Raw genomic sequence first — 23,094 nt, 5'->3', positions numbered from 1 at the left:
CTCGAAACGATGGGAGCGAAATGCTCCGATGTGATCACCCCATGATGCGGCATGGGCCGGGAGGAGCACCGACGCACCCCCCTTTGGGTCCCACCGGTCGAATCCCCAACCGAACAGACGCCGGGAACTCGTGTGCCGTTCCAGTAGTCGGTCAAGAAGAGAGGGGAAAGAGACAATATTTACGGGGTGGGTCGGGTTCTGCGGACAGGTGGAGTGAATGGAACGCACGAAATCGGGTGAACCGGACGGCATGGAGCATGCCCGCCCCGGGGGGACCGCGAACGCCACGGCATCCGCCGCACCGCCGGGCCGCGCGATGAACACCTTCAGCGCCTCCGACATCGAGAAGCGGCGCGGGGTGCGCCGGATGAAGGCGACCGCCACCGGCCTGCTGCTCCTCGTCGCCCTGGTGTACGTGCTGGCGAAGTGGGCCTCGCACGAGGGCGCGGGCGCCTGGGCCGACTATGTCGCGGCGGCCGCGGAGGCGGGCATGGTCGGCGCGATGGCCGACTGGTTCGCCGTCACCGCCCTCTTCCGGCACCCGCTCGGCCTGCCCATCCCGCACACCGCGATCATCCCCACCAAGAAGGACCAGCTCGGCGTCTCGCTCGGCGAGTTCGTCGGCGAGAACTTCCTCTCCGAGGAGGTCGTGCGGCAGCGCCTGCGGGCCGTGGGCATCGGCAGCAGGCTGGGCACCTGGCTCGCTGACCCCGAGCACGCGGACCGGGTGACCGCCGAACTGGCCGCCGCCCTGCGGGGCGCGCTGACCGTACTGCGGGACTCGGACGTCCAGGCCGTGGTCGGCGAGGCCATCACCCGGCGCGCCGACGCCCAGGAGATCGGGCCCGGCATCGGCAAGATGCTGGAGCGGGTCGTCGCCGACGGCGGGCACCGGCGGGTCGTCGACCTGGTGGTCAGCCGCGCCCACGACTGGCTGGTCTTCCACGACGAGCAGGTCATGGACGCCGTGCAGGGCGGCGCACCCGGCTGGACGCCCCGCTTCGTCGACAAGAAGGTCGGCGAGCGCGTCTACCGGGAGCTGCTCCGCTTCGTCACCGAGATGCGCGACTCCCCGGCCCACCCGGCCCGCGGCGCCCTCGACCGGTTCCTCACCGACTTCGCCTCCGACCTGCAGTCCGACACCGAGACCCGGGCCCGCGTGGAGCGCCTCAAGGGGGAGGTGCTCGGCCGCGGCGAGGTCCAGGACCTGATCGCGTCCGCCTGGACGGCCGTACGGTCGATGATCGTCTCCGCGGCGGAGGACGAGCGCAGCGAACTGCGGCTGCGGGTGCGGGCCTCCCTGCTGTCCCTCGGCGCCCGCATGGCCACCGAGCCCAAGCTCCAGGCCAAGGTCGACGGCTGGGTCGAGGGCGCCGCGGTGTACGTGGTGACGACGTACCGCACGGAGATCACCTCGCTCATCACCGACACGGTCGCCGGCTGGGACGCCGAGCACACGACGAAGAAGATCGAGGCGAACATCGGCCGTGACCTGCAGTTCATCCGGATCAACGGCACGGTGGTCGGCTCGCTCGTCGGCCTGCTGATCTACACCGTGTCGCAGGCGCTGGGGGCGTAAGGGGGCACGGACGGCGGGGGCGTAGGCGGGCGGAGATCGGGGAACACGTGCGGCGTTCACTCGAAGGAGAGGGACCCCATGACCGCACCCGCCTCGCCGGCCCCCACGCCCGGGTCCACCGGCACCATCACGACCAGCGTGCCCGCCCGGCTGGACCGGCTGCCGTGGTCCCGCTGGCACTGGATGATCGTGATCGGCCTCGGCACCGTCTGGATCCTGGACGGCCTCGAGGTCACCACCGTCGGCAACATCGCGGGCCGCCTCTCCGAGGAGGGCAGCGGGCTCTCCATCACCTCGGCGCAGGTCACCGGTGTCGCGGCGGCGCTCTACGTGGCGGGTGCCTGCGCGGGCGCCCTGTTCTTCGGCTGGCTGACCGACCGCTACGGCCGCAAGAAACTGTTCATGGTCACCCTGGTGGTCTATCTCGCCTCGACCGCCCTGACCGCCCTGTCCTTCGACGCCTGGTGGTTCTTCACCTTCCGCTTCCTCACCGGGTTCGGCATCGGAGGCGAGTACGCGGCCATCAACTCGGCGATCGACGAACTGATCCCCGCCAAGTACCGCGGCCGGGTCGACCTGATCATCAACGGCAGTTACTGGCTCGGCGCGATCGGCGGCGCGCTGCTGTCCATCGTCATGCTGAACACGGACATCTTCCCGAAGGACCTCGGCTGGCGGCTCACCTTCGCCCTCGGCGTCGTCCTCGGTCTGGTGATCCTCCTGGTCAGGCGGCACGTGCCCGAGAGCCCGCGGTGGCAGTTCATCCACGGCCAGGGGGAGGAGGCCGACGAACTCGTCGACTCCGTCGAACAGGAAGTCGAGAAGGAGACCGGCAAACCGCTGCCACCGCCCGCGGGTGAGATCACCGTCGAGCAGCGCAAGAGCATCGGCTTCGGGATCATCGCCAGGACCGTCTTCGGCCGCTACCCCAAACGCGCCGTGCTCGGCCTCGCCCTCTTCATCGGCCAGGCCTTCCTCTACAACGCCATCACCTTCGGTTTCGGCGCCATCCTCACCACGTTCTTCGACGTCCCCACGGGCGGCACCGGCTACTACTTCGCGGTCATCGCGGCCGGCAACTTCATGGGCCCGCTGCTCCTCGGCAAGCTCTTCGACACCGTCGGCCGCCGGGTGATGATCTCCTCGACGTACCTGCTCTCCGGCGTGCTCCTGTTCGGCACCGCGTGGCTCTTCGACCAGGGCTCGCTGAACGCCGTGACGATGACCGCCTGCTGGTGCGTGGTCCTGTTCTTCGCCTCCGCCGGCGCCTCCAGCGCCTACCTGACCGTCTCCGAGATCTTCCCCATGGAGACCCGGGCCATGGCCATCGCCTTCTTCTACGCCATCGGCACCGCAGCCGGCGGCATCAGCGGCCCGCTCGTCTTCGCCGACCTCACCAAGTCCGGTGTCGTGGGCGACACGGTGCTCGCCTTCCAGATCGGCGCCGGCCTGATGTGCGCGGCCGGCCTGGTCGCCGTGTTCCTCGCGGTCAACGCCGAACGCCGCTCGCTGGAGGACATCGCCGCCCCACTGTCGACGGCGCCCTCCCCCACCGGCACGTCGTCCTCGACACCGTCGACGCCGTCCAACTGAGCGCCGGCGCGGGCCCTTCCGAGTGTCCCCTTCTGAGTACGCGTACTCTGTCGGGCCCCCGCCGGACACGTCACCCTCGTACGCATGACCGAGAAGCTGCTCCGCCCCCTGCGAACGCGCCCCTGGCCGGAACGCTGGCTGACCCGCGTGCTCGGCGCCGCCCTCTCCGGCGCGGCGTACCTCCTGTGCCTCCCGTGGGACCTGCGCAACCGACCCGCGGCACCGGGTTCCACGCTGGAGACCACCCCGGTGACCGGCACGGGCATCCTCGTCCTCGCCGTCTGCCTGCTGCTCCTGGCCGCCTACGTCGGCCACCGCGACGCACTCGCCTGGCCCCTGCTGCTCGTCGCGGCCCCTCCGGCGGCCCTGCTGTACGTGTCCCTGAGCACGCATCCCGGACCGCCCGACGGCTTCGTCGACGCCTGGCCACTCACCTGGGCGTTCTACACGCTGCTCGGCGCGGCGGGTGTGCTGGTCGTGGCCGCGGTGGCCCGCCGGTTCAGGACAGACTGGACGGAGTCGAACGAGGTCGACGAGGGGTTCGTGCTCGCTCGCCGTCCCTGCACGTGAGGAGCCGCGGTCTGTGAGGGGCCGCGGCCCGGGTCGAACCGCGGCCTGGGTCGAGCCGCGAGTCGGGTCGAACTCCGCCCCGCCGTCCCCGCCGTCCGCCACCCGTGAGCCACCAGGAGGCACCGCCCATGACCGTCCGCAGGATCGTCCCCGACATCCAGGTCGGCTCCGAGCAGGACATGTCGGCGAACCGTGAGTTCTACGGCGTGCTCGGGTTCGAGGAGGTCATGAACCAGGGCTGGGTCATGACCCTCGCCTCCCCGGCCAACCCCACCGCCCAGATCAGCTTCCTCACCGAGGAACGCACCGCGCCCGTCGTCCCCGACCTGAGTGTGGAGGTCGAGGACGTCGACGCCGTGTACGCGCAGGTGCTCGCGTCGGGCGCGGAGATCGTGCGGGACCTGCGGGACGAGGAGTGGGGCGTACGACGGTTCTTCGTCCTCGATCCGAACGGACGGGTGGTGAACGTGCTGGGCCACCGGGACTGACCGGGTTCACCAGGTCTCACGGCGCCCCACCAGGTCCTCCCACGGAGCCCCACCAGGTCCCAGGGAGCCTCACCAGGTCTCGCCGGGCGTCATGGGGCGTAGAAGTACCGCGTCCCCTTCTCGATGAAGTACGAGGCGTAGACGCGGCCGAGGGCCGGCTTGCCGCGGTACATCCCCACGTACTGACGTGAACTGTCGACCACGACGGGCCGCGTCATGCAGGCGAACTTGACCCGCTGCTGCGCCTCCGCCCACTGCACGGCCGCCGGGTCGACGCGGTCGCTGACCAGCAGCGGGAAGGCGCCGACGCCGTTCTGCAGGCCGACGGGCAGACCGCCCTCGGTGTCCTTGGCGTACTTCATCACCTGGTCGGTGAAGGCGGACACGACGGGCACGGTTATCTCCGGGACCGCCGCGGCCACCGTGAACAGATGCAGTTTCGTCGCCATCCAGCTCATCCGGAACTCGGCCCGCCGTCCGACGAGCACGGGCACCCCGGCCCAGTCCTCCCAGCGGGTGGTGCATCCGTCCTCGGTCAACCGGCCCTGTACGAAGGCCAGGTAGGCGCCGGGCGCCGACTGCTGTTGCTGCTGTGCGTCCATGCGCGGATCCTAGGCCGCTGCCCGGCGCGGCCCCTCAGGCCCCAGTCGTGGACCCGGGCCGGATGATCATCAGGACCGTGACGGTGGCCCACAGCAGGTTGAAGATCCCGGTGACCATGGCGAGCCGAACGGTGGCCGCGCGGACGGCCGTTGCCCCGTCTCCGTCTCCCCGCGTCCCTTCCACCGCTCCGACTCCCTCGGCCGTTTCCAGGACGGCGCTCTGGCGGGGCAGTACGAGCAGGGCGAGCACGCCGGCCGCGAGCGCGGTCAGCACGATGGAGACGATCAGCCAGGTGTCGCCGAGCACGCCCATGTTGCTCGCCGTGGCGAACCCGAACACGGGGACGGCGACGCCGACGACGGCGTACACCCGGCAGATGCGGTGCAGCAGCCGCGTGGTGGCGAGGGCGTCGGCATCGTCCGGCGCACCGAGGGCCCGGCGCGCGGCCGGCGGGAACATGCTCGCGGCGACCGTCACGGGCCCGACGGCGACGATCGCGGCGATGACGTGGACGGCGAGGAGGAACTTGGTCACGGGGCGACGGTAGGGCCGGGAGGGATCTTGTAGAAGTGGCGCTTTTGCCAGAGGGCAACGAATTCTGGCCAGCACTCCTATCAGGTAGGAGAGAAGGGCGTCTGAGCAGGCGGATTGGCTTCCTGCCCTGGGCGAGGGCACGGCTCGCGAGGCCGCGGGACCCGGCGGAAGGACTGCGCCGGAAGAAGTCGACCTCAGGAAATCGGCCGGGGTGATGGATGACAGGGGTGACGGGAACTCGTCGTATGTCTACGCTCCAGCCATGCACACCGTGGCCGTTCTGGCGCTCGACCAGGTCATCCCGTTCGACCTCTCCGCCCCGATCGACACCTTCGGCTGGGCCAGACTGCCGGACGGCCGGCCCGCGTACCGGACCCGTGTCTGCTCGGTCACGCCGGACGCGGAGGTGAGCGCGGGAGCCTTCACGCTGCGCGCGCCGCACGGCCTGGAGGCGCTGGCGGAGGCCGACACGATCGTCCTGCCGGGGCGGTCCGACCTGTCTCTGCCCCTCCCGCCGGGCGTCGCGGACGCGCTGCGCGCGGCGGCCGCGAACGGCACGCGGATCGCGTCGGTCTGCGTCGGGGCGTTCGTCTTCGCGGCCACGGGCCTGCTGGACGGCCTGCGCGCGACGACGCACTGGCGGGCGGCGGCGGAACTGGCGGCCCGCCACCCGGCGGTGACCGTCGACCCGAACGTCCTCTACGTCGACAACGGCCAGTTCCTCACGTCGGCGGGCGCGGCGGCGGCCCTGGACATGTGCCTGCACATGATCCGCGGGGACCACGGCTCGGCGGTCGCCGCGGACGCGGCCCGGCTGTCGGTGATGCCCCTCGAACGGGAGGGCGGGCAGGCCCAGTTCATCGTCCACGCGCAGCCACCGGCACCGGCGGGCACGACGATGGAGCCGCTCCTCGCCTGGCTGGAGGAGAACGCGGAGCGCGAACTGACCCTGGAGGACATCGCCGTCGAGGCCGGCATGAGCACCCGTACCCTCAACCGCCGCTTCCGCGAACAGACCGGCACGACGCCCTCGCAGTGGCTGCACCTGGCCCGGGTCCGCCGCGCCCAGTACCTCCTGGAGACGACCACCCACCCGGTCGAACGCATCGCCGCCCAGGCGGGGTTCGGCTCACCGACGGCGTTCCGGGAACGCTTCAAGAGGGTGGTGGGGACGAGCCCCCTGGCGTACCGACGGGCGTTTCGCGGCGCGGGGGCGGCGTGAGGGGCGAGCCGGTCCGGGGCTCGCTCGGCCTCTGTCCGGCAGCCCGCCGGTCGCCGTCGGCCCCGGCGGCCAGGCCGCGGATCAGCAGTCAGCCCCGGCGGTCGGCGACGGCCCAGGAGGCGAGGGCCACGGCTCCGGCGACACCGAAGACGGCGGGCCAGGCGCCCACCTTCTTGGCCAGCGGATGCGACCCGGCGAAGGCGGCGACGTACGTGGCGGTCAGCACCCCGGCGGCCTTCCCGCCGGCCTGCTGCTTCCACTGCTGAGCGGCAACGGCCCCGGCGGCAGCCAGCACAACCCCACCGAGTTGCCGCTTCCTGGTCCACCGGGCAACCCCGTACCCCCCGACAAGCCCCCCAGCGGCCACCACCGCGGCCGGTACCTTCGCCATTGCTGCCTCCTGCTGCTGCCTGGGCCGCCGCTGCGCCGAACGCCGCGCCTGCCGAACGAACCGAGGCTAACGCGGGCACAAGACTGGACCGACGGGGGCCAACCTTTTCGACTTGTCAGTGGCATCCGTTTGGATGTGCGGCATGACCGTTCACGACGTAGCCCGGGCGTTGCCTGACATCGCGACCTTGAGAAACCTCTGCCGCTCGATAGCCATGGCGGAGGCCGTTCTGAACCCAGACGGGGCACGGGAGTACTGCTTCTTGCCGTCCTGGTCGGAAACCGAGGAGCTCGCCTCGCTGCGCAACGGTTCGGGTGACGAACTCGACATCGTCTTCGCTCCCACCGGCGCGTACATCCGTGGCTTCGACCACGAGTCCCCCCTGAGCCCGTACGGCCACGGGGACGTGCCTGCGCCGTGGCCGGGAGTGCTGGACTCGATCCCTGAGGTCTTCCGGCGCTACGTCGACGAGCCTGCCTTCACGGACGAGGACGGATGCCCCGTGGTGACCGTGTGCCTGTGGCGCACCACGGACGCCACGTCCTGGGAGGCGGGTTCCATCACCTTCCCCGCCGGACACCCTGACCCGGACGGCTCGGTCTGGCTCTTCGAGCTGCTCATGGACCCGACACCCGAGGCGTTCCAGAGGTTCGCCGAGGATTACTACGAGACGTCGGTAGACATCGGGCCAGTCCGCCACATCTACGCCCTGCGCCCGCTCGGCCGGTCACACATCACGGCCCTCAATCCGTCGGCACCTGTGGAGACGGTCCTGGCGGAGGCCAAGGCGATGGGGTATCCGCTCGCGGCCCAGTAGCCGCGTCAGAGTGAGGCGTTCGGCCCCCGGCCTCCGCCGCCGGTGCGCGGCTCGGGGAGGCTGCGTATGAAGGCCTGCCAAGCGGGAGGGCGGACGGAGATGAGCGGGCTTGCAGATGTCTTTGAGTCGCGGATCAGCGTGCCCTCGTTCGTGTGGGCGCACTCAACGCACTCGGTGCCGCTGCCGCCGCTGTAGGAGGACTTGAACCAGACGGGCGTCAGCGGTTCGGGCATTACGGCTCCTTGCTTATGCGGCGGATCAGCGTTGCCGAGGACTCCAGGTCGAGTGCCTGTGCGCTGAGGTACTGGAACGCCAACCTATAGCGCTCCAGTTCCTGCTGCTTCTCCATGAACAGGCCACCGCTCAGAACGTCTACGTACACCACGTCCAGGTCCGGAGCGGGGCCCCGCAGGAGCGCGAAACTGCCAACAGCTGCTGCATGCGCTCCTGTTGAGAACGTCAGGACTTGGACGGTGATGTGAGGCAGCTCCGCCACCGTCAGGAGGTGCTGGAGCTGCTCCCGCATGACGTCGCGCCCGCCAACGCTGCGTCGGATCGCGGCTTCGTCGATCACGCACCAGATGTGCGGTGGCTCATCGCGGTGGAGGAGTTCCTGTCGCTTCATGCGGATGTCGACCATGTGCTGCACCTCCCGCTCCGGGCACTGCATCTCCGAGGCGCGGTGGACCGCCTCGGCGTAGGCGCGTGTCTGGAGGAGTCCAGGGATGTACATGCAGGCGTAGTGGTCCTCGCGGACGACCTCGTCCTCAAGGGTGAGCATCAGGTTCATGGAGTCGGGGATCGGGTCGGCGAGCGATCGCCACCAGCCCTGAATCTTCGCCCCCTTGGCGAGTTCGACCAGGGCGAGCCGCTCCACGTCGGTGACGTCGTACTCACGGCACAGGGCATCGACGGTCGGCCATTTGACCGACCCCTCCTTGGTCTCGTACCGGCTGAGTGTGGCTTTGGAGATCCCGACACGTGCACCCGCCTCCTCTAGCGTCAGCCCTTTCCGTTCCCGCAGGCGACGTAAGTCGGCTCCGAGTTGGCGTCTGCGCGTTGTAGGTCCAACTGCCATGTGCACGGCCCTTCCGTCTGGATCTCTCAGATCGTGGTGGCTGCCGGACCGCGACGGCAAGGTCGCGTGCGCCGGGGGCGTGCGAACCTCACCACGCTCCTGATCGCCGTTCATTTCACAATGTGAGAGTTCCATTTTGAGAGTTCCACTGCAACGCTCTGTGATGAGGTGATCGCGAAAAGCGAAGCTGCCCGTGAGGAAGGGGACTTGTGGATGGACTGCGCGAGCTGTGTGTCGAGGAAGCCGTGGGATCTGCCCTTCGTGGCTGAGCCCAAGGAGGTACCGGCCCTTCGCCGCATCATGCGACGTCAGCTGGGGCTTTGGGGCCTGACCGAGGTCAGCGAGGCGGCCCAGCTCTGTGTGACCGAGCTGGTCTCCAACGTCATCGCCCACGTGGGATGGGGAACACCAGCCACTCTCGCCGTCTCGATGAGCGGCACGTATCTGCGCATCGAGGTTCACGATCCAGACGCTCGCGCGTTACCGACCCTCGTGCAGGCGGAAGCCGATGCCGAGAGAGGGCGGGGCATGGCGCTTGTCGATGCCATCGCGTATCGCTGGGGTGTGCTGCTCCATCCGGACCGCAAGGTCACCTGGTGCGAGCTGGCCACCCACCTGATCTCGCCCGACGGCCACAGCGGAGGCGCGCCCGTGGCAAGGGCGGCCGCCATGCTCGATGTGTACCGTGCTCCGCGGCCACCCCAGGTGATGGCCCCTACGGTGCTGAGCGTTGCCATGAGGGAAGAGGCGGCCATCGATGTGATCGCCGACCTCCTCCACTGGCTCCAAGCCCATGGCCGTGATGTGGATGAGGTGTTGGATCGAGCCCACAGGCAGTTTGACGCTGGGATGGGCGGGTGTTGTGGTTGAAGCGCACCCGAAAATGTGGACCAAGGGGCTGATTTCGGGGTTCACGCGCGCCGACAACCTGTCGTTGTCGCGTGCCATGGGCTGTCGGCACGAGTGGTGACACCCTGGGGCGCACGACCGACTGGCCGTGCGCCCCACGAATGAGGTACTAGATGAGGTTGGTCACGCTGTGCGACTCAACGCTCGACGTTGATCATGTTGCTGATTCACCTGTGACGGACTCAATAGCCCTGACCACGAGATCCTTGCGGGAAAGCAGGAAGGCGCCGTAGTTATCGTTTCTCAGCTGTGAATGTTGGTCACCGGGCAACAAGTGCGACTGCAGAATTCCAGAAACTTCATCTTCGCCCAGCGCCTCCTCCATAGTGGAAAGATACTCCGAAGGGGCACGCTTCCCGATGCTCTGGTTGGTTCTTTTGTCGATCAGCGCGCGATTCAGGATAAGTTCCGGATTTCCCGGATCGCCAATATCCTCGAGATATTTCTTTGGGAAGACGTGGTGGGCGTCGATGCTCTCCTCGAGAATTTTCTCTGGCGTCAGGGTTGATCCCGAGTGAAAATCCCGGGCTCCGCTACTCAACGTCAACGCCATGACGCCCTTGTATAGGGCTTGTAGATTAGTTCTGGCCGAATCCAGGACCTCGCCGGTGAATGTAAAGCCCTCCACCGCCTCAGGAATTCTTTCTCCGCCGTTAAGCCATGAGGTGAGGTCCATGAAGTCCTTACCTGCTTGACTGTTGCCGCCTTGGTCGTAATTTCTGGAAAAAACGGAGCACCAGAAGAAGCGGCGAATCTTTTGGAGAGCTGCCCCGCTCTCCACAGACCGCTTGGTTTCGACCTCGTGCCACACTGCTGACAGAGGAACGAGCATCATGGAATACGGAAGCCACTTAGGTGCAAGCACACCACACTCATCGCGAAGGAAGGTTAGGGCTCGCGCAGCCCCCAGGGCGACTTGGTCCCAGTGCTTCTCGAATTCCTTGGGCGTTAGTTCCAACACATCGCTACGTTGAGCTGAGGCAGACTTGGTGCCACGTGTTCCCTTGAACTTCTCAACCGTTGCGCGGAGTGAAACGGCCTGGAGTAGGTAGTAAGCGTCTACTTCGAATGTAGCCAAGATTGGGTGCTTGTGCTGCACCCTTTCCCAATCCCTTCGAAGATCCACTCCTGCGGGCCAAAAGCGAGCAGCCAGCAGCTCAAAAACGCTGAGCTTCACACCCGTTCTGTTGAGGGTCTCAAAGATTCGACATACTGCGTCAAGGGGTGTCGCCTCAGGGAGCTCAACGACCGGGAATCGATAGTTTCCAATCGGGCGCAAGTACTTTCGAACAAGTTCCCTAACTCCATTGCGGATTACTTTCCAGTTCTCATTCTCAATAGCCTCCTCCATCACGTCGAGCCACTCCTCGATGCGGTCGGAGGCGATTAGCGACAACGGGAAAAGTGACTGCCGGATCTCTTCGACAGCGTCGGCTGGAGGGCGCCGGCGCAGCGATCTTGCGTTTATCTCTCGATAAACGATGACGTCATCCAGGCGGCTTGCGTCAAGCAGGCCTGGAGAGTCGGAGTCGAGCGATCCCAGAAGTTTGAGATCGACGAAGAATCTTTGTGGCCCCGTGCCGGTGAGGGCCTGAAATATTGAAGTGAGTCTTTGCTGCCCGTCTAGGACCAGGGTGGCAGACTCTTTAAGCTGGATTCTGTCGAACCCTTCGAAGGACCGCCGTCTGATCTGTGGTGTTTTCTGCTCCCAGAAAAGAAGAGTTCCGGCTGGGTAGCGGGCAACGATTGAGACGAGCAGTTTTTGTGTATCGGCAGGATCCCAAACGAAACTTCGCTGGAAATCTGGTATAGCCAGCCGACCTCGCTTCATGTCGTCCATCAATTCTTTGATTGATGGCGTATCCGGAGTCGACATTTGTTTCGAAGAGTGCTGCTCCTGCCAGACCATGGAATCCCCCCTGGGCGGGTAGCTAGGTGCTTCGGGTCATCATACTGACAGACCGTCAATCGACTCTGACGGTCGACTTGATGCTGAAGGTGTTGCTTTGTGGGTCGTGTGGCAGTTGATCAAAGGAACCGAACGCCAAGAGCCGCAGGATCGTTCGAGGCGGCGAGTGCGTACCGAATCCTGGGAGAGTGCCCTATGCCTGGGATCGCTAGTGGTTCCGGGCTGATGGGGCTGTCGATGTCGTGACAGGTAGGGAAGGGTGACCTTCGAACGTTCAACGGCCGGCGGGCAGGTTCGCCGCACCCTTGGCCACTGGCCGCCTGAAGAACGGTCAGAGGTCTCACCCGGAACAGGGGAAGGGGGCAGGGGAACTTCAGTTCACCGGGTGCTCCCGTGGCACTCCCCGTATACCTGCCCCGACCCGCACCAGCACTCCGCCCCCCGCGACGGCGGCCAAGCCACTGCCAGGCCTCGCGCCGCCAGCGTCGTCGCGTACTGGGGGAGCAGGGTCGTGTCCGAGGGGGACGAGGCCTCGGAGGCGGCGAAGGCTTCGTAGGAGGGGACCGTGGCGGTGACGATGCCCAGGTTCGGGGTGCCCGACGAGGCCAGTTCGCGCAGGGAGGCCTCTATCGTCGCGAGGTGCTCCTCGTGGGAGGGGTACTCCTCGGCGAGGTCCGGGTACGCGGCGACCAGTTCGGCCAGTTCGGGGGCCGACCAGTGCAGCACCGCCACCGGGAACGGGCGGGAGAGGGCCTCGCGGTAGGCGCCCAGTTCCGCCTGGAGGCGGCTGATCTCGGCCTGGAGCTCCGCCGGGTTGTCCGAGCCGAGCGACCAGATCCGCTTCGGGTCGTGGAGTTCGTCCAGAGAGATCGCGGACGAGTGCTGGGTGTCCGCCAGCGCGTCCCACTCGTCGTGCGCCGCGCCCAGCATCCGGCGCACCCGGTGCCGGCCGAAGAGCAGCGAGCGCGTGGCGTAGGGCGGCTCCGCCACGTCCGTCAGCAGCAGGGTCGCGCCCTCGGTGAACGTGTCCTGTGCCGCTTCCAGCTCGTCGTGGGACTCCAGGGCCTCGGCCACGATGACCCAGGGTGCCGGGTCCCGGGGTGCCGCCGCTCGGACGCCGTCGATGATCGCGCGGGCCTCCGCCTCGTGGCCGTACTCCCAGAGGTTCGACGCCTTCAGGGCGCGCACCAGGTGGGGGTCCTCCAGCGGGTCCGTCGAGGACAGCAGGCGGTCGTAGAGCGTGGTCGCGGCTGGGCGGTCTCCGGCCAGTTCGAGGTGGGCCGCCGCCTGCACGAGCAGGTGTTCGGCGTCCTCGGGGTAGAGGCCGGCGGTCCGCTCCAGGCGTGCCGCTTCGGCGGTGTGGTCGACGTTCTCGGCAGGCGTGTCGGGGCGCATGGGTGACACCGTACTGCCGTTGGCCGACAAAGAAGAGAGAGGTGCTGGCCACAGCGGCGGGAGTCACCAAGGGCATATGCGGGAGGGGCGGGAGGGGTGTCTGCCCCCGCACGACCGGTGAGGGCGGGGGCCCGGTGCACCGGCCGTGGCGGCCGGAGTTCCCCCGTGAGCGCGCCGCGGAGCTTGCTCCGTCGCTCTGGTGACTTCGCGAGGTGCCGCCTATCGTGCGGGCCGGCGAAGGGGGCGGTCCGATGGGGGCTCCGGGGGTCGTGCACCACGGGACGCGGCGACGGCGGGCGGCGTATCGACGGGCGGTCTGGAGCGGTGCCGAGGCGCTCGTCACCGTCGGGGTGGTGCTCCTCCTCCTCGTCGCGCACCAGCTGTGGTGGACCAACCGGCAGGCGCGACAGGACGCGGAGCACAAGGTGCAGGCGCTGGAACGGGAGTGGGGGAGCGCGGGGACTCCCGGGGCGGCGGGGACAACTCCGGGAGGCGATGACTCCGGTTCCGCTTCCGCCTCCGGTTCCGGGTCGGGAACGGGAGACGGCGGGCAGGGCGGGAAGACCGGCGGCGAGGCTTCCGTGGGGGCGGCGTCCTCGGGCGGGACCGCCGCCGACAGCGCCCGGACGACGCCCCGTTGGTCCCAGGCGTACGCCGTCCTCGGCATTCCCCGGCTCTCGCTCCGGGTCCCCGTCGCGGAGGGCGTCAGCAAGGCGGACGTCCTCAACAAGGGGTACGTCGGTCACTACACGGGCACCCAGCAGCCCGGCCAGGCGGGGAACTTCGCGCTCGCCGGGCACCGGAACACGCACGGGGAGCCGTTCCGGTACCTGCCGAGGCTCAGACGAGGCGACACGATCACCGTCGAGACGAAGAGCGCCGTCTACACGTACGTCGTCGACCGGACCCTGCCGCAGACCTCACCGAGCGACGGCGGGGTCATCCGGCCGGTGCCCCGCAGCACCGTGCGCCCGTCGTACGGGTACAGCGAGCCCGGGTACTACATCACGCTCACCACGTGCACCCCCGACTACACCTCCCGGTACCGGATGGCGGTGTGGGGGAAGCTCACGGCGATGCGCCCCCGCTGAGGCGAAGCCCGATGGGGCCCCTCTGGGGCGCAGGGACGTCCTCCCGTCGAGCCGGCCGCCACGCGTCCCGCTGATCCGACCGTTACGCGTCCCACCGAGCCGACCGTTACGCGTCCCACCGAGCCGGCCGCCACGCGTCCCGTCGAGCCGGCCGCGAAGCGCCCCGCCGGGCCGACGCGGCGACCCGCTTCCGGGCGGGCCGGAGAGAAGCATCCTGTATAACGAACGGAAGGACCGACGCCCGCACGACGTACGAGAGGAGGGGCAGCCGATGATCCGCACCTGGGCCAACGCCCGTCCCGCCGCCGTACTGGTGCTGCTGCTCCTCCAGGTCGCCCTGTTCGACACGGGCAGTCTCTCCGCCACCGTCGCGCTCGCCGCGACGGCCGCCGCCGGGTCCGCCTTCGCGGCCTGTTCGCTCATCGTGTCGCGCTGCGCGCCCGCCGTGCCCCGCACCCGGGTCCGTACGGCCATCCGCGACCGCGCCCGCCGTACGGCCTTCCTCGCGCAACGCGACCCGGACGCCAAGGGGCGCCCGCGGCCCAGGGCGCCCGGACACGCCCTCCCGACGGCCGCGTAGGGCACCCCGCTCCACCTTCCCCACTCCTGGTGACCCCGCGTGGTCCGTCATGCCGCATTCCGTATCCCCGGCACGACGAGACCCCCGGAGGGCTCACCCATGTCCACGTTCCTGTCCGCTTTCGCGCATCTGGTCGAGAACTTCGCCGACCTGCTCCAGCCTCTGTTCCACGCCTCGGCGGCGGCCGTCGCGATCGTCCTGTTCACCGCGCTCGTACGACTCCTCGTGCACCCCCTCTCACGCGCCTCGGCGCGTGGACAGCGGGCGCGCGCCGCGCTCCAGCCGCAGATCACGGCGCTGCGGAAGAAGCACGGCAAGGACCGCGAGAAGTTCCAGAAGGCCCTGATGGAGCTGCACGCCGAGGAGAAGGTGTCGCCGCTCTCCGGCTGCCTGCCCAGCCTGTTCCAGATGCCGGCGTTCTTCCTGCTGTACCACCTGTTCTCCAGCTCGACGATCGGCGGCGACGCGAACTCCCTGCTCGGGCACACCCTCTTCGACGCGCCGCTCGGCGGACGCTGGGCGGGCGCCCTCGGAGACGGCGGCCTCTTCGGGGCGGCCGGACTCGTCTACCTGGCCCTGTTCGCCGTCGTCGCGGCCGTGGCCACCTTCAACTTCCGGCGGACCAAGCGGATGACGGCCGCGGCGGCTCCGGCCGCCGTGGGCACCGACGGCGAACCCGTGCCCGGCCTCGCCTCGATCAACAAGCTCATGCCGTTCATGTCCTTCTTCACGCTCTTCACCGTGGCCGTGGTGCCGCTGGCCGCCGCGCTGTACGTCGTCACCAGTACGACGTGGAGCGCGGTGGAGCGGGCGGTGCTCTACCGGGACATGCCGGGAGCGGCACCCGTCGCGGCCGCGCTCGTCTGACACCGGGTAAGCGGCCATCCCGGCGGTCCAGTCCGTGAACGGGGTCTTGCGGACTGGACCGCGAGCTTGGAGGATCGACCAGTCATCCGATGGCTGCACCCGTCGGTCGACGCCCGCGATCGAGGGAGATGGTGATCATGAAGCTGCTGCGAGTCGGTACGGCGGGGTCGGAGCGACCCGCGCTGCTCGACGCCCAGGGGACTCTGCGGGATCTGTCGGGTCTCGTTCCCGACATCGACGGGGGACTGCTCGCCGACGAGGCCGCGCTCGGACGGATCCGTTCCGCCGCCGAGTCCGGTGAGCTGCCCGTACTGGACGCGACCGGGCTGCGCGTCGGGCCGCCGCTGGCCCGGATCGGCAAGGTCGTCTGCATCGGGCTGAACTACCACGACCACGCCCGCGAGACCGGTGCCGAGGCGCCCGGCGAGCCGGTGATCTTCTTCAAGGCCGCGGACACCGTGGTCGGCCCGGACGACACGGTGCTCGTGCCGCGCGGGTCGGTGAAGACCGACTGGGAGGTCGAGCTGGCGGTCGTCATCGGCCGTACCGCCCGTTACCTGGAGTCCCACGAGGAGGCGCTCGCCCATGTCGCCGGGTACGCGGTGGCGCACGACGTCTCCGAGCGCGAGTTCCAGATCGAGCGCGGCGGCACCTGGGACAAGGGCAAGAACTGCGAGACGTTCAACCCGCTGGGGCCGTGGCTGGTGACCGCGGACGAGGTGGCGGACCCGCAGGCGCTGTCGCTGAAGCTGTGGGTGAACGGCGAGCTGAAGCAGGACGGTACGACCGCCGAGCAGATCTTTCCCGTCGCCGAGGTCGTCCGGTACGTCAGCCACTTCATGACGCTGTACCCGGGCGACGTCATCAACACCGGTACGCCGGCGGGGGTCGCCATGGGACAGCCCGAGCCGAAGCCGTATCTGCGGGCCGGGGATGTCGTGGAGCTGGAGATCGCGGGGCTGGGGCGGCAGCGGCAGGAACTCAAGGGGGCGTGAGCGCTCCGCTTGGGTTGCCGTGTGGATCCGCTGGGGCCGGGGTGCCTTCTTGGCTGCGGGTGCGCTGTGGCCGTTCGCGCAGTTCCCCGTGCCCCTGGACGGGGCAGCCCATGACCTTCGTCTGCGGGTGCGCCGTGGCGTGTCGCGCCGTTCCCCGCGCCCCTGGCGGGGTCGTTCGCGCCCCTCGTCTGCGGGTGCGCCGTGGTTGTTCGTGCCGTTCCCCGCGCCTCTTTCGGGGCGCGGGGACACGGGTCGTTACGCCTTGAGGAACTTGTCCAGGGCCTCGACCACCATGCGGTGGTCCTCGATCTGGGGGAGGCCGGAGACCACCACGGTGCCGATGACTCCCGTGTCCTTCACGGTGAGCGGGAACGCCCCGCCGTGGGCCGCGTACGTGTCGAGGTCCAGGCGGGAGGAGTCCTCGAACGTCGTGCCCTTCGCGCGAAAGCGGGAGCCGACCAGGAGCGAGGAGCAGCCGTAGCGCTCGACCACGCGGCGCTTGCGGTCGATCCAGGCGTCGTTGTCCGGCGTCGAGCCGGGCAGCGCCGCGTGGAACAGCTGCTGACCCCCGCGCCGGATGTCGACGGCGACGGGAGCGTTGCGTTCACGGGCCAGCTCGACGAGGAGCGTGCCGAGAGTCCAGGCGTCGTCGTGGGTGAAACGGGGGAGCGTCAGCCGGCGCTCCTGCTCCTCCAGCTCGGCGATCTCGGGTGCGACGGGCGCGTTCACAGGGACACCACCACTCCCTCGTGCGCGGAGCGGCGGGCCGCCTCCAGGACGTCGAGGGCGGCGGCCGCCTCGTGCGCGGTCACCGGGTTCGGCGCGCCGTCGCGCAGGGCGGCGGCGACGGCCGCGTAGTACGCGGGATACGCGCCCGGGACGGTGGGCTGCGGTCGGCCGCCGCCGGTCAGCGGGGACTCGCCGGAGCCGACGTGGCCCCACAGCGACTGCGGCTCCACACCCCACTCGGACGTGCCGCCGGGACGCTTGCCCTCGCGCAGGTCGGCCTCCTGCGGGTCGAGCCCGTACTTGACGTAGCCCGCCTGCGAACCGAGGACGCGGAAGCGCGGGCCGAGCTGCGCGGTCGTCGCGGAGACGTAGAGGTGGGAGCGGACCCCGCTCGTGTGCGTGATCGCGATGAACGTGTCGTCGTCGGTCGCCGCACCCGGCCGGCGGATGTCCGACTCGGCGTACACCGAGGCGGCGGGGCCGAAGAGGACGAGCGCCTGGTCGACGACGTGGCTGCCGAGGTCGTAGAGGAGACCTCCGATCTCTGCCGGGTCGCCGGACTCGCGCCAGCCGCCCTTGGGCTGCGGACGCCAGCGCTCGAAACGGGACTCGAAGCGCCAGACGTCACCCAGTTCGCCGTCGGCGATGAGCCCGCGCAGGGTCAGGAAGTCGTTGTCCCAGCGGCGGTTCTGGAAGACGGAGAGCAGCAGACCGCGCTCGTCGGCCAGGGCGGCCAGCTCACGGGCCTCGGCCGCCGTACCGGCGATGGGCTTGTCCACGACGACGGGCAGGCCCGCCTTGAGCGCGGCGGTCGCGATCGGGACGTGCGTCTTGTTGGGGGACGCGATGACGATCAGGTCGAGTTCGTCGGCGCGGGCCCACAGGTCGTCGGGCGTGGCGGCGAAGCGGAGTCCGTCGCCGAACTCGGCGCGGGCCTGTTCCTGCCGCTCCGGGTTGGAGGTGACGACCGTGTCGAGGGTCAGGCCCTCGGTCGAGGCGATCAGCGGGGCGTGGAAGACGGAGCCCGCGAGGCCGTAGCCGACGAGACCCACACGGAGGGGCGTACCAGTCATGCCTGTCATGGCTCCCACTTTCGCAACGCTGTTGCCAAAGTGCAAGCGCGGGGGACAATGGGTCGCGTGAACAGGACCGATGCAGGACCGACGTGGGTGGGAGCGGCGTGACCGGGGTGCCTGGGAGTCCCGGACCTCTGGCGGCTTCCGGAACCGTGACGGGTGCGCGGTCGGCCGGAAGCGCCGGGCAGGCAGGGGCGTCAGGCGTGAACCTGCCGGCCCTGCGCAGCCACAACGCCGCGCTGGTGCTCGACCTGCTGCGCACGGCCGGGGCCGCCGGGATCAGCCGGCTCGAACTCGCCGAGCGCACGGGACTGACCCCGCAGGCCGTCAGCAAGATCACCGCGCGGCTGCGCGCCGACGGTCTCGCCGCGGAGGCGGGGCGCCGCGCGTCCACCGGCGGCAAGCCCCGTACGGTGCTGCGACTCGTGCCCGAGGCCGGTCACGCCGTCGGTCTGCACCTCGACCGGGACGAACTGACCGCGGTGCTCTGCGATCTCACCGGTGCCGTGGTGGCCGAGCGGCGCGCCCCGCTGGATCTCGGCGCCGGGGCGGACGCGGTGGTCGAGGGCGCCGCCGGTGAGGTGGAGGCCCTGCTCGGCGGGGTGTCCCCGCTGGGCGTGGGGGTCGCGCTGCCCGGCCCGCTCGACCACACCCTCGGCGTCCTGCACCGGGTCACGGGCTTCCCCGAGTGGGACGGATTCGCGCTGCGCGACGCGCTGGCCGGGCGGCTGGGGCTCCCGGTGGTCGTCGACAAGGACACCAACGCGGCGGCCCTCGGGGTGGCGGTGGGGGCCGGCTCCGGTTCCGGCCCGGTGGGCGGCGGGTCCTTCGCCTACCTGCATCTCGGTACGGGGCTGGGCGCCGGCCTCGTGATCGGCGGGACCGTGCACCGCGGGGCCCGCACCGGGGCCGGGGAGTTCGGACACCAGGTCATCCAGCTGGACGGGCCGCTGTGCGAGTGCGGGAACCGGGGCTGCATCGAGGTGCTCTGTCTGGACGCGGTCGGACGCGGCACCCTCGACGAGGCGGCCCGGGTGCTCGGCGCCGGGGCCGCGAACCTGGTGGGTCTGCTCGACATCGACCTCGTGCTGCTCGGCGGCCGCACGGTCGCCGCCCACGAGGAGGTCTTCGTACGGGGAGTCGGCGCCGTCCTCGGGGAACGGGCCCGGCGCGAAGGCGGCGGCACGGCGATTCCGGTCGGCGTCGCTCCCGGCGGTGCGCGCGGTGTGGCCGAGGGCGCGGCCCAACTCCTGCTGGCCCCGCTGTTCGGACGGGGGGACGGCTGAGCGGGTAGGTGGTCTCGTCGCGCAGGAGGCGGGTTTCCGTGGCCCGGAATCGGCAGCCCGGAATCGGCCGCTTCCGGCTTGTGCCGCCTCGGCGCCCCTCTGGCGCCCACTCGGCGTCCGGGGCTGCCTTCCTCGGGGGCTGTGCCTGCCCCGGGGTCCGGTTCCGATCCCCGGGTGCGCCGGAGCCGCGTGCGACGGGTGCGCGGGAGCCGCGTACGGGGCCCGTTCGGGCGGGTGGCCCGGGCCGGGCGGGGGATTTCTGCCGCCGGACGGGGGGTCGGTGTGCGTGGCGCGCCGGGGACCTGCGAGGAGACGTGTCAAGGTCACGGCGCCATTGCCCCGTACCGCCTGACGCTTTCGAAGCTCCCGATCCCCGTCCCCCACCGATCGGCCAGAGGCTCCCCATGCGACTGCGTACGTCCCACCCGCTCGTCCCGGCCGCCCTCGCCCTGTGCGCGGCGCTCGCACCGGTGCCCGCCCACGCACTCGAACCGCGTCCCGCGTGTGTGGCGTCCGACACCCATGACTTCCCCGTCACGAGCAGGATCCACGGCGGTCCGGACGACTACCGGCCGGGCGGCGACTCCGGGACCTGGTACCTGGACCTCACCAACACCACGTCGCACACCTGCGGCGCGATCCACCCGGTGGTCGTCCTCGTGGACACCGGCCGGACGCTGCGGCCCGAGCAGCTGCGGATGGAGTTCTACGAGGGCGAGCGGGCGCACCCGGTGACGTTCGAGCGGAGCGACGAGGCCGAGAACGTGGCGCCGTTCGACGACGGATTCCCCGGGTTCACCGTGGCGCCCGGCCGCACCCTGACCGTGAAGGTGCGGCTCTCCTTCACCTCCGCCGCGACCGCCCCGAACGACGTCGTCGCGAGCGCGTCGGTCGTGCAGCGGCACGGCGGCGACGGTGACTGGGTGGGGGAGTCCAACGACTACCGGTTCCACGTCGGCGACGACGCCGGGGACACCGGCCGGGAACAGGACACGGACGAGGGCGGCACGACGGACCCCGGCACCGCCACGGCCGGCACGGGCACCGGCAGCCCGAGCCCCGGCACGGGGACCGCGACCGGGGACACCCGGAGCCCTGGAACCGGCACCGCGAGCCCGGGTGCGAGCGCCGGCCCGTCCGCCTCCGCCGGTACGGGCCTGGCGGCGCCGGACCTGGACGAGCTGGCCAGGACCGGACCCGGCGGCGCCCCGAACCGTCCGGTACTGGCCGCGCTCGCGGTCGCCCTGACGGCTCTCGGAGCCGGACTGCTCCTCGTGGCACGGCGGTTGCGCACCCGCCGCCGCTGAGACCTGACAGCCGCGCGGCCCGCGCCGTCTGCGACGATCGTGTCCGTGGACTACCCGAACGACCAGGCTCCCGGCGCCCCCGTCCGCTCCGGCATCCCGGAGCACGGCCGCATTCCCAAGTACTACGCGGTGAAGGCGCACATCGCCCGGCTCGTCGACGAGTTGGGCGAAGGGGGGCTGTTGCCCACCGAGCGGGACCTCGCGGAGAAGTACGAGGTGGCGCGGGAGACGGTGCGGCAGGCGTTGCGCGAGCTGCTGCTCGAAGGGAAGCTGCGGCGGCAGGGACGCGGCACGGTCGTCGCCGGTCCCAAACTGGAGCAGCCGCTGTCGCTGGCGAGCTACACCGAGGGCGTCCGCAGACAGGGGCGCGTCCCCGGCCGTTCGCTGATCTCCCTCGACCGGTTCCCGTGTCCGGAAACACTCGCCGCCGAGGCGGGTCTGGAGCGCGGTGAACCGGTGTGGCACATGGAGCGGGTGCTGCTCGCGGACGACGAGCGGGTCGGCCTGGAGAGCACGTACGTGGCGGTCGGCCGGGTCCCCGGACTCGACAGCGACTTCGATCCCGACTCCTCCTTCTACGCCTACCTCCACGACCGGCTGGGCATCGTGTTCGGCGCCGCCGACGAGCGGATCGAGACGGTGCTGGCCACCCCGCGCGAGGCGCTGCTGATCGGCACGCCGCCCGCCCTGCCGATGCTGCTGATCCACCGGATCTCCCGGGACACCGACGGGCGGCCGCTGGAGCGGGTGCGGACGCTGTACCGGGGTGACCGGTTCTCGTTCACCGCGCACCTGGGAGACTGATTCCGGCCGGACCGAGGCGAGCTGACGCTCGCCTCTTTTTATAACGACAAGATAACGGGTCTAGCCCAAACGTGATGGGCAGTTCACCATCTGGTTGCTGTCCGGACCCTTCCGATTCCCCCGTACCGAGGAGCGTGGCCGTTGTGAGAGTGATAGTCGTCGGAGCCGGCGTGGTGGGCACCCTGCACGCCTGGCATGCACTGGAGCGCGGCCACCAGGTCGTACAGATCGAGCGTGAGGCGGAGGCCCGCGGGGCCTCGCTGCGCAACTTCGGCCAGATATGGGTCAGTGGCCGAGCCGGAGGAGAGGAGCTCGACACCGCCCTGCGGGCGCGGGAGCTGTGGGAGGAGATCGGCGCCCGGGTCCCGGGTCTCGGTTTCCGGGGCTGCGGATCGCTGACCCCGCTGCGCAACCCGCGCGAGATCGCCGTCGCCGAGGCCGCCCTGGCCCGCGACGACGCGGCGGCCCGCGGCTACAAGCTGCTCACGGCCGGTGAGGCGCGCGCCGTGAACCCCGCCCTGCGCGGGACCTTCGAGGCCGCCCTGTTCTGCGAGCGCGACGCGGCCGTCGAGCCGCGTACCGCCCAGGTCGCCCTGCGCGCCGAGCTGCTGAAGTCACCGGACTACACGTTCCTGCCGGGCCGCGAGGTCCGCGAGGTGATCGGCGAGAACGCCGTCCGCGACGACCACGGCGACGTCCACACCGGTGACGTCGTGGTGCTGTGCACCGGCGCCTGGCTCGGCGGCCTCGTCCGCGAACTGGCCGGCCCCGAGCTGCCCGTACGGCGCGTGCGCCTCCAGATGATGCAGACCGACCCGCTGGGCGAGCCGCTCACCACCTCCGTCGCCGACGCGGACAGCTTCCGCTACTACCCGGCCTACGGCAGTGAGGCGCTCGACGCCCTCAACGCCGGGCAGCCGCAGACGCCGACCGCGGCCGAGCACCGGATGCAACTGCTCATGGTGCAGCGCGCGGACGGCGGGCTGACCATCGGCGACACCCACGAGTACGAGCACCCCTTCGCCTTCGACACCCTCGAAGACCCCTACGACCACCTCACCGAGGTCGTCGAGTCCTTCCTCGGCCGCCCGCTGCCGAAGATCCGGCGCCGCTGGGCCGGGGTGTACGCGCAGTGCACCGACACCAGCCAGGTCGTGCACCGCCAGCGCGTCCGGGACGGGGTGTGGCTGGTCACCGGGCCCGGCGGGCGCGGCATGACCTGCTCACCCGCGATCGCAGAGACCACCGCCGACGAGCTGGGATGGTGAACG

General features: G+C 70.0%; 24 protein-coding genes. 15 read left to right on the top strand and 9 right to left on the bottom strand.

The genetic code is table 11. The annotated features are described in order from the left end of the window. Nucleotides 1-250 precede the first annotated feature (250 nt). The 4 genes from AB0C62_RS06480 to AB0C62_RS06465 all read left to right on the top strand — a co-directional run bounded on the left by AB0C62_RS06480 (nt 251) and on the right by AB0C62_RS06465 (nt 4,230). Nucleotides 251-1,579, top strand: a complete 1,329-nt coding sequence (locus AB0C62_RS06480; protein WP_362970202.1) for a DUF445 domain-containing protein — start codon at nt 251-253, stop codon at nt 1,577-1,579. Nucleotides 1,580-1,657: 78 nt separating this feature from the next. After that, on the top strand, nt 1,658-3,172 hold the full coding sequence (locus AB0C62_RS06475; protein WP_362970126.1) for an MFS transporter: 1,515 nt from the start codon (nt 1,658-1,660) through the stop codon (nt 3,170-3,172). A gap of 84 nt (nt 3,173-3,256) precedes the next feature. After that, nucleotides 3,257-3,742 carry a hypothetical protein gene (locus AB0C62_RS06470; protein WP_362970124.1) on the top strand — a complete coding sequence of 162 codons (486 nt, stop codon included), beginning with the start codon at nt 3,257-3,259 and terminating at the stop codon, nt 3,740-3,742. 128 nt (nt 3,743-3,870) lie between these two features. Beyond that, a complete protein-coding gene (locus AB0C62_RS06465; RefSeq protein WP_362970122.1) occupies nt 3,871-4,230 on the top strand; it encodes a VOC family protein in 360 nt (119 codons plus the stop codon). 89 nt (nt 4,231-4,319) lie between these two features. Here the strand turns inward: AB0C62_RS06465 and AB0C62_RS06460 are convergent, their stop codons facing one another. Together AB0C62_RS06460 and AB0C62_RS06455 are read right to left on the bottom strand one after the other, a co-directional pair. Continuing rightward, the gene (locus AB0C62_RS06460; protein ID WP_362970120.1) at nt 4,320-4,832 is read right to left on the bottom strand and encodes a levansucrase; all 513 of its coding nucleotides are present in this window, start codon (nt 4,830-4,832) and stop codon (nt 4,320-4,322) included. A 34-nt stretch (nt 4,833-4,866) separates the two neighbouring features. Continuing rightward, entirely contained in the window at nt 4,867-5,367 is a 501-nt protein-coding gene (locus AB0C62_RS06455) for a DUF2269 family protein (protein WP_362970118.1), read from the bottom strand. 262 nt (nt 5,368-5,629) lie between these two features. On the opposite strand from AB0C62_RS06455, the gene AB0C62_RS06450 reads away from it, so the two are divergent. Next, nucleotides 5,630-6,589 (top strand): helix-turn-helix domain-containing protein, encoded by a 960-nt coding sequence (locus AB0C62_RS06450; protein ID WP_362970116.1) that lies wholly within the window; start codon nt 5,630-5,632, stop codon nt 6,587-6,589. An 88-nt stretch (nt 6,590-6,677) separates the two neighbouring features. Here AB0C62_RS06450 and AB0C62_RS06445 read toward each other — a convergent pair whose 3' ends face one another. Next, nucleotides 6,678-6,980 (bottom strand): hypothetical protein, encoded by a 303-nt coding sequence (locus tag AB0C62_RS06445; RefSeq protein WP_362970114.1) that lies wholly within the window; start codon nt 6,978-6,980, stop codon nt 6,678-6,680. A gap of 142 nt (nt 6,981-7,122) precedes the next feature. Here AB0C62_RS06445 and AB0C62_RS06440 point away from each other — a divergent pair, with 142 nt between their 5' ends. Then, nucleotides 7,123-7,797: a hypothetical protein gene (locus AB0C62_RS06440; RefSeq protein ID WP_362970112.1), complete on the top strand. Its 675-nt coding sequence runs from the start codon at nt 7,123-7,125 to the stop codon at nt 7,795-7,797. 5 nt (nt 7,798-7,802) lie between these two features. On the opposite strand, the gene AB0C62_RS06435 is transcribed toward AB0C62_RS06440, so the two are convergent. Beyond that, on the bottom strand, nt 7,803-8,030 hold the full coding sequence (locus AB0C62_RS06435) for a DUF397 domain-containing protein (RefSeq protein ID WP_362970110.1): 228 nt from the start codon (nt 8,028-8,030) through the stop codon (nt 7,803-7,805). Further along, nucleotides 8,030-8,875 (bottom strand): helix-turn-helix transcriptional regulator, encoded by an 846-nt coding sequence (locus tag AB0C62_RS06430; protein ID WP_362970200.1) that lies wholly within the window; start codon nt 8,873-8,875, stop codon nt 8,030-8,032. The genes AB0C62_RS06435 and AB0C62_RS06430 overlap by 1 nt, the downstream gene beginning before the upstream one ends. Nucleotides 8,876-9,088: 213 nt before the next feature. Between AB0C62_RS06430 and AB0C62_RS06425 the strand changes: the two genes are divergently transcribed. After that, the gene (locus tag AB0C62_RS06425; protein ID WP_362970198.1) at nt 9,089-9,745 is read left to right on the top strand and encodes an ATP-binding protein; all 657 of its coding nucleotides are present in this window, start codon (nt 9,089-9,091) and stop codon (nt 9,743-9,745) included. 193 nt (nt 9,746-9,938) lie between these two features. Here the strand turns inward: AB0C62_RS06425 and AB0C62_RS06420 are convergent, their stop codons facing one another. Next, entirely contained in the window at nt 9,939-11,624 is a 1,686-nt protein-coding gene (locus AB0C62_RS06420) for a DUF262 domain-containing protein (RefSeq protein WP_362970108.1), read from the bottom strand. A 447-nt stretch (nt 11,625-12,071) separates the two neighbouring features. After that, nucleotides 12,072-13,088, bottom strand: coding sequence for an SEC-C domain-containing protein (locus tag AB0C62_RS06415; RefSeq protein WP_362970106.1), 1,017 nt, complete (start codon nt 13,086-13,088; stop codon nt 12,072-12,074). A 251-nt stretch (nt 13,089-13,339) separates the two neighbouring features. Here AB0C62_RS06415 and AB0C62_RS06410 point away from each other — a divergent pair, with 251 nt between their 5' ends. The 4 genes from AB0C62_RS06410 (at nt 13,340) to AB0C62_RS06395 (ending at nt 16,621) form a co-directional block, all read left to right on the top strand. After that, nucleotides 13,340-14,179: a class E sortase gene (locus AB0C62_RS06410; RefSeq protein WP_362970104.1), complete on the top strand. Its 840-nt coding sequence runs from the start codon at nt 13,340-13,342 to the stop codon at nt 14,177-14,179. Nucleotides 14,180-14,450: 271 nt separating this feature from the next. Further along, entirely contained in the window at nt 14,451-14,759 is a 309-nt protein-coding gene (locus AB0C62_RS06405; protein WP_358814974.1) for a DUF6412 domain-containing protein, read from the top strand. Between the two features lie 99 nt (nt 14,760-14,858). Beyond that, entirely contained in the window at nt 14,859-15,626 is a 768-nt protein-coding gene (locus AB0C62_RS06400) for a YidC/Oxa1 family membrane protein insertase (protein ID WP_362970102.1), read from the top strand. A gap of 137 nt (nt 15,627-15,763) precedes the next feature. After that, a complete protein-coding gene (locus AB0C62_RS06395) occupies nt 15,764-16,621 on the top strand; it encodes a fumarylacetoacetate hydrolase family protein (protein WP_362970100.1) in 858 nt (285 codons plus the stop codon). A 255-nt stretch (nt 16,622-16,876) separates the two neighbouring features. Here the strand turns inward: AB0C62_RS06395 and AB0C62_RS06390 are convergent, their stop codons facing one another. Together AB0C62_RS06390 and AB0C62_RS06385 are read right to left on the bottom strand one after the other, a co-directional pair. Continuing rightward, nucleotides 16,877-17,350, bottom strand: a complete 474-nt coding sequence (locus AB0C62_RS06390) for a heme-degrading domain-containing protein (RefSeq protein WP_362970098.1) — start codon at nt 17,348-17,350, stop codon at nt 16,877-16,879. After that, the gene (locus AB0C62_RS06385) at nt 17,347-18,432 is read right to left on the bottom strand and encodes a Gfo/Idh/MocA family oxidoreductase (RefSeq protein WP_362970096.1); all 1,086 of its coding nucleotides are present in this window, start codon (nt 18,430-18,432) and stop codon (nt 17,347-17,349) included. Before AB0C62_RS06385 ends, AB0C62_RS06390 begins: the two co-directional genes overlap by 4 nt. A gap of 146 nt (nt 18,433-18,578) precedes the next feature. On the opposite strand from AB0C62_RS06385, the gene AB0C62_RS06380 reads away from it, so the two are divergent. From AB0C62_RS06380 to AB0C62_RS06365, 4 genes are all read left to right on the top strand, one after another. After that, nucleotides 18,579-19,712, top strand: coding sequence for an ROK family transcriptional regulator (locus AB0C62_RS06380; RefSeq protein ID WP_362970094.1), 1,134 nt, complete (start codon nt 18,579-18,581; stop codon nt 19,710-19,712). A gap of 404 nt (nt 19,713-20,116) precedes the next feature. After that, on the top strand, nt 20,117-21,019 hold the full coding sequence (locus AB0C62_RS06375; RefSeq protein ID WP_362970092.1) for a hypothetical protein: 903 nt from the start codon (nt 20,117-20,119) through the stop codon (nt 21,017-21,019). A gap of 45 nt (nt 21,020-21,064) precedes the next feature. Further along, a complete protein-coding gene (locus AB0C62_RS06370) occupies nt 21,065-21,823 on the top strand; it encodes a GntR family transcriptional regulator (RefSeq protein ID WP_362970090.1) in 759 nt (252 codons plus the stop codon). 143 nt (nt 21,824-21,966) lie between these two features. Then, nucleotides 21,967-23,091 carry a TIGR03364 family FAD-dependent oxidoreductase gene (locus AB0C62_RS06365; RefSeq protein WP_362970088.1) on the top strand — a complete coding sequence of 375 codons (1,125 nt, stop codon included), beginning with the start codon at nt 21,967-21,969 and terminating at the stop codon, nt 23,089-23,091. The last annotated feature ends 3 nt before the right edge of the window (nt 23,092-23,094 follow it).

The organism is Streptomyces sp. NPDC048643, from assembly GCF_040650615.1.
Taxonomy (GTDB): Bacteria; Actinomycetota; Actinomycetes; order Streptomycetales; family Streptomycetaceae; genus Streptomyces.
Note: the sequence above shows the minus strand (reverse complement) of the source record. Positions and strands in the feature narration are given on the sequence as shown.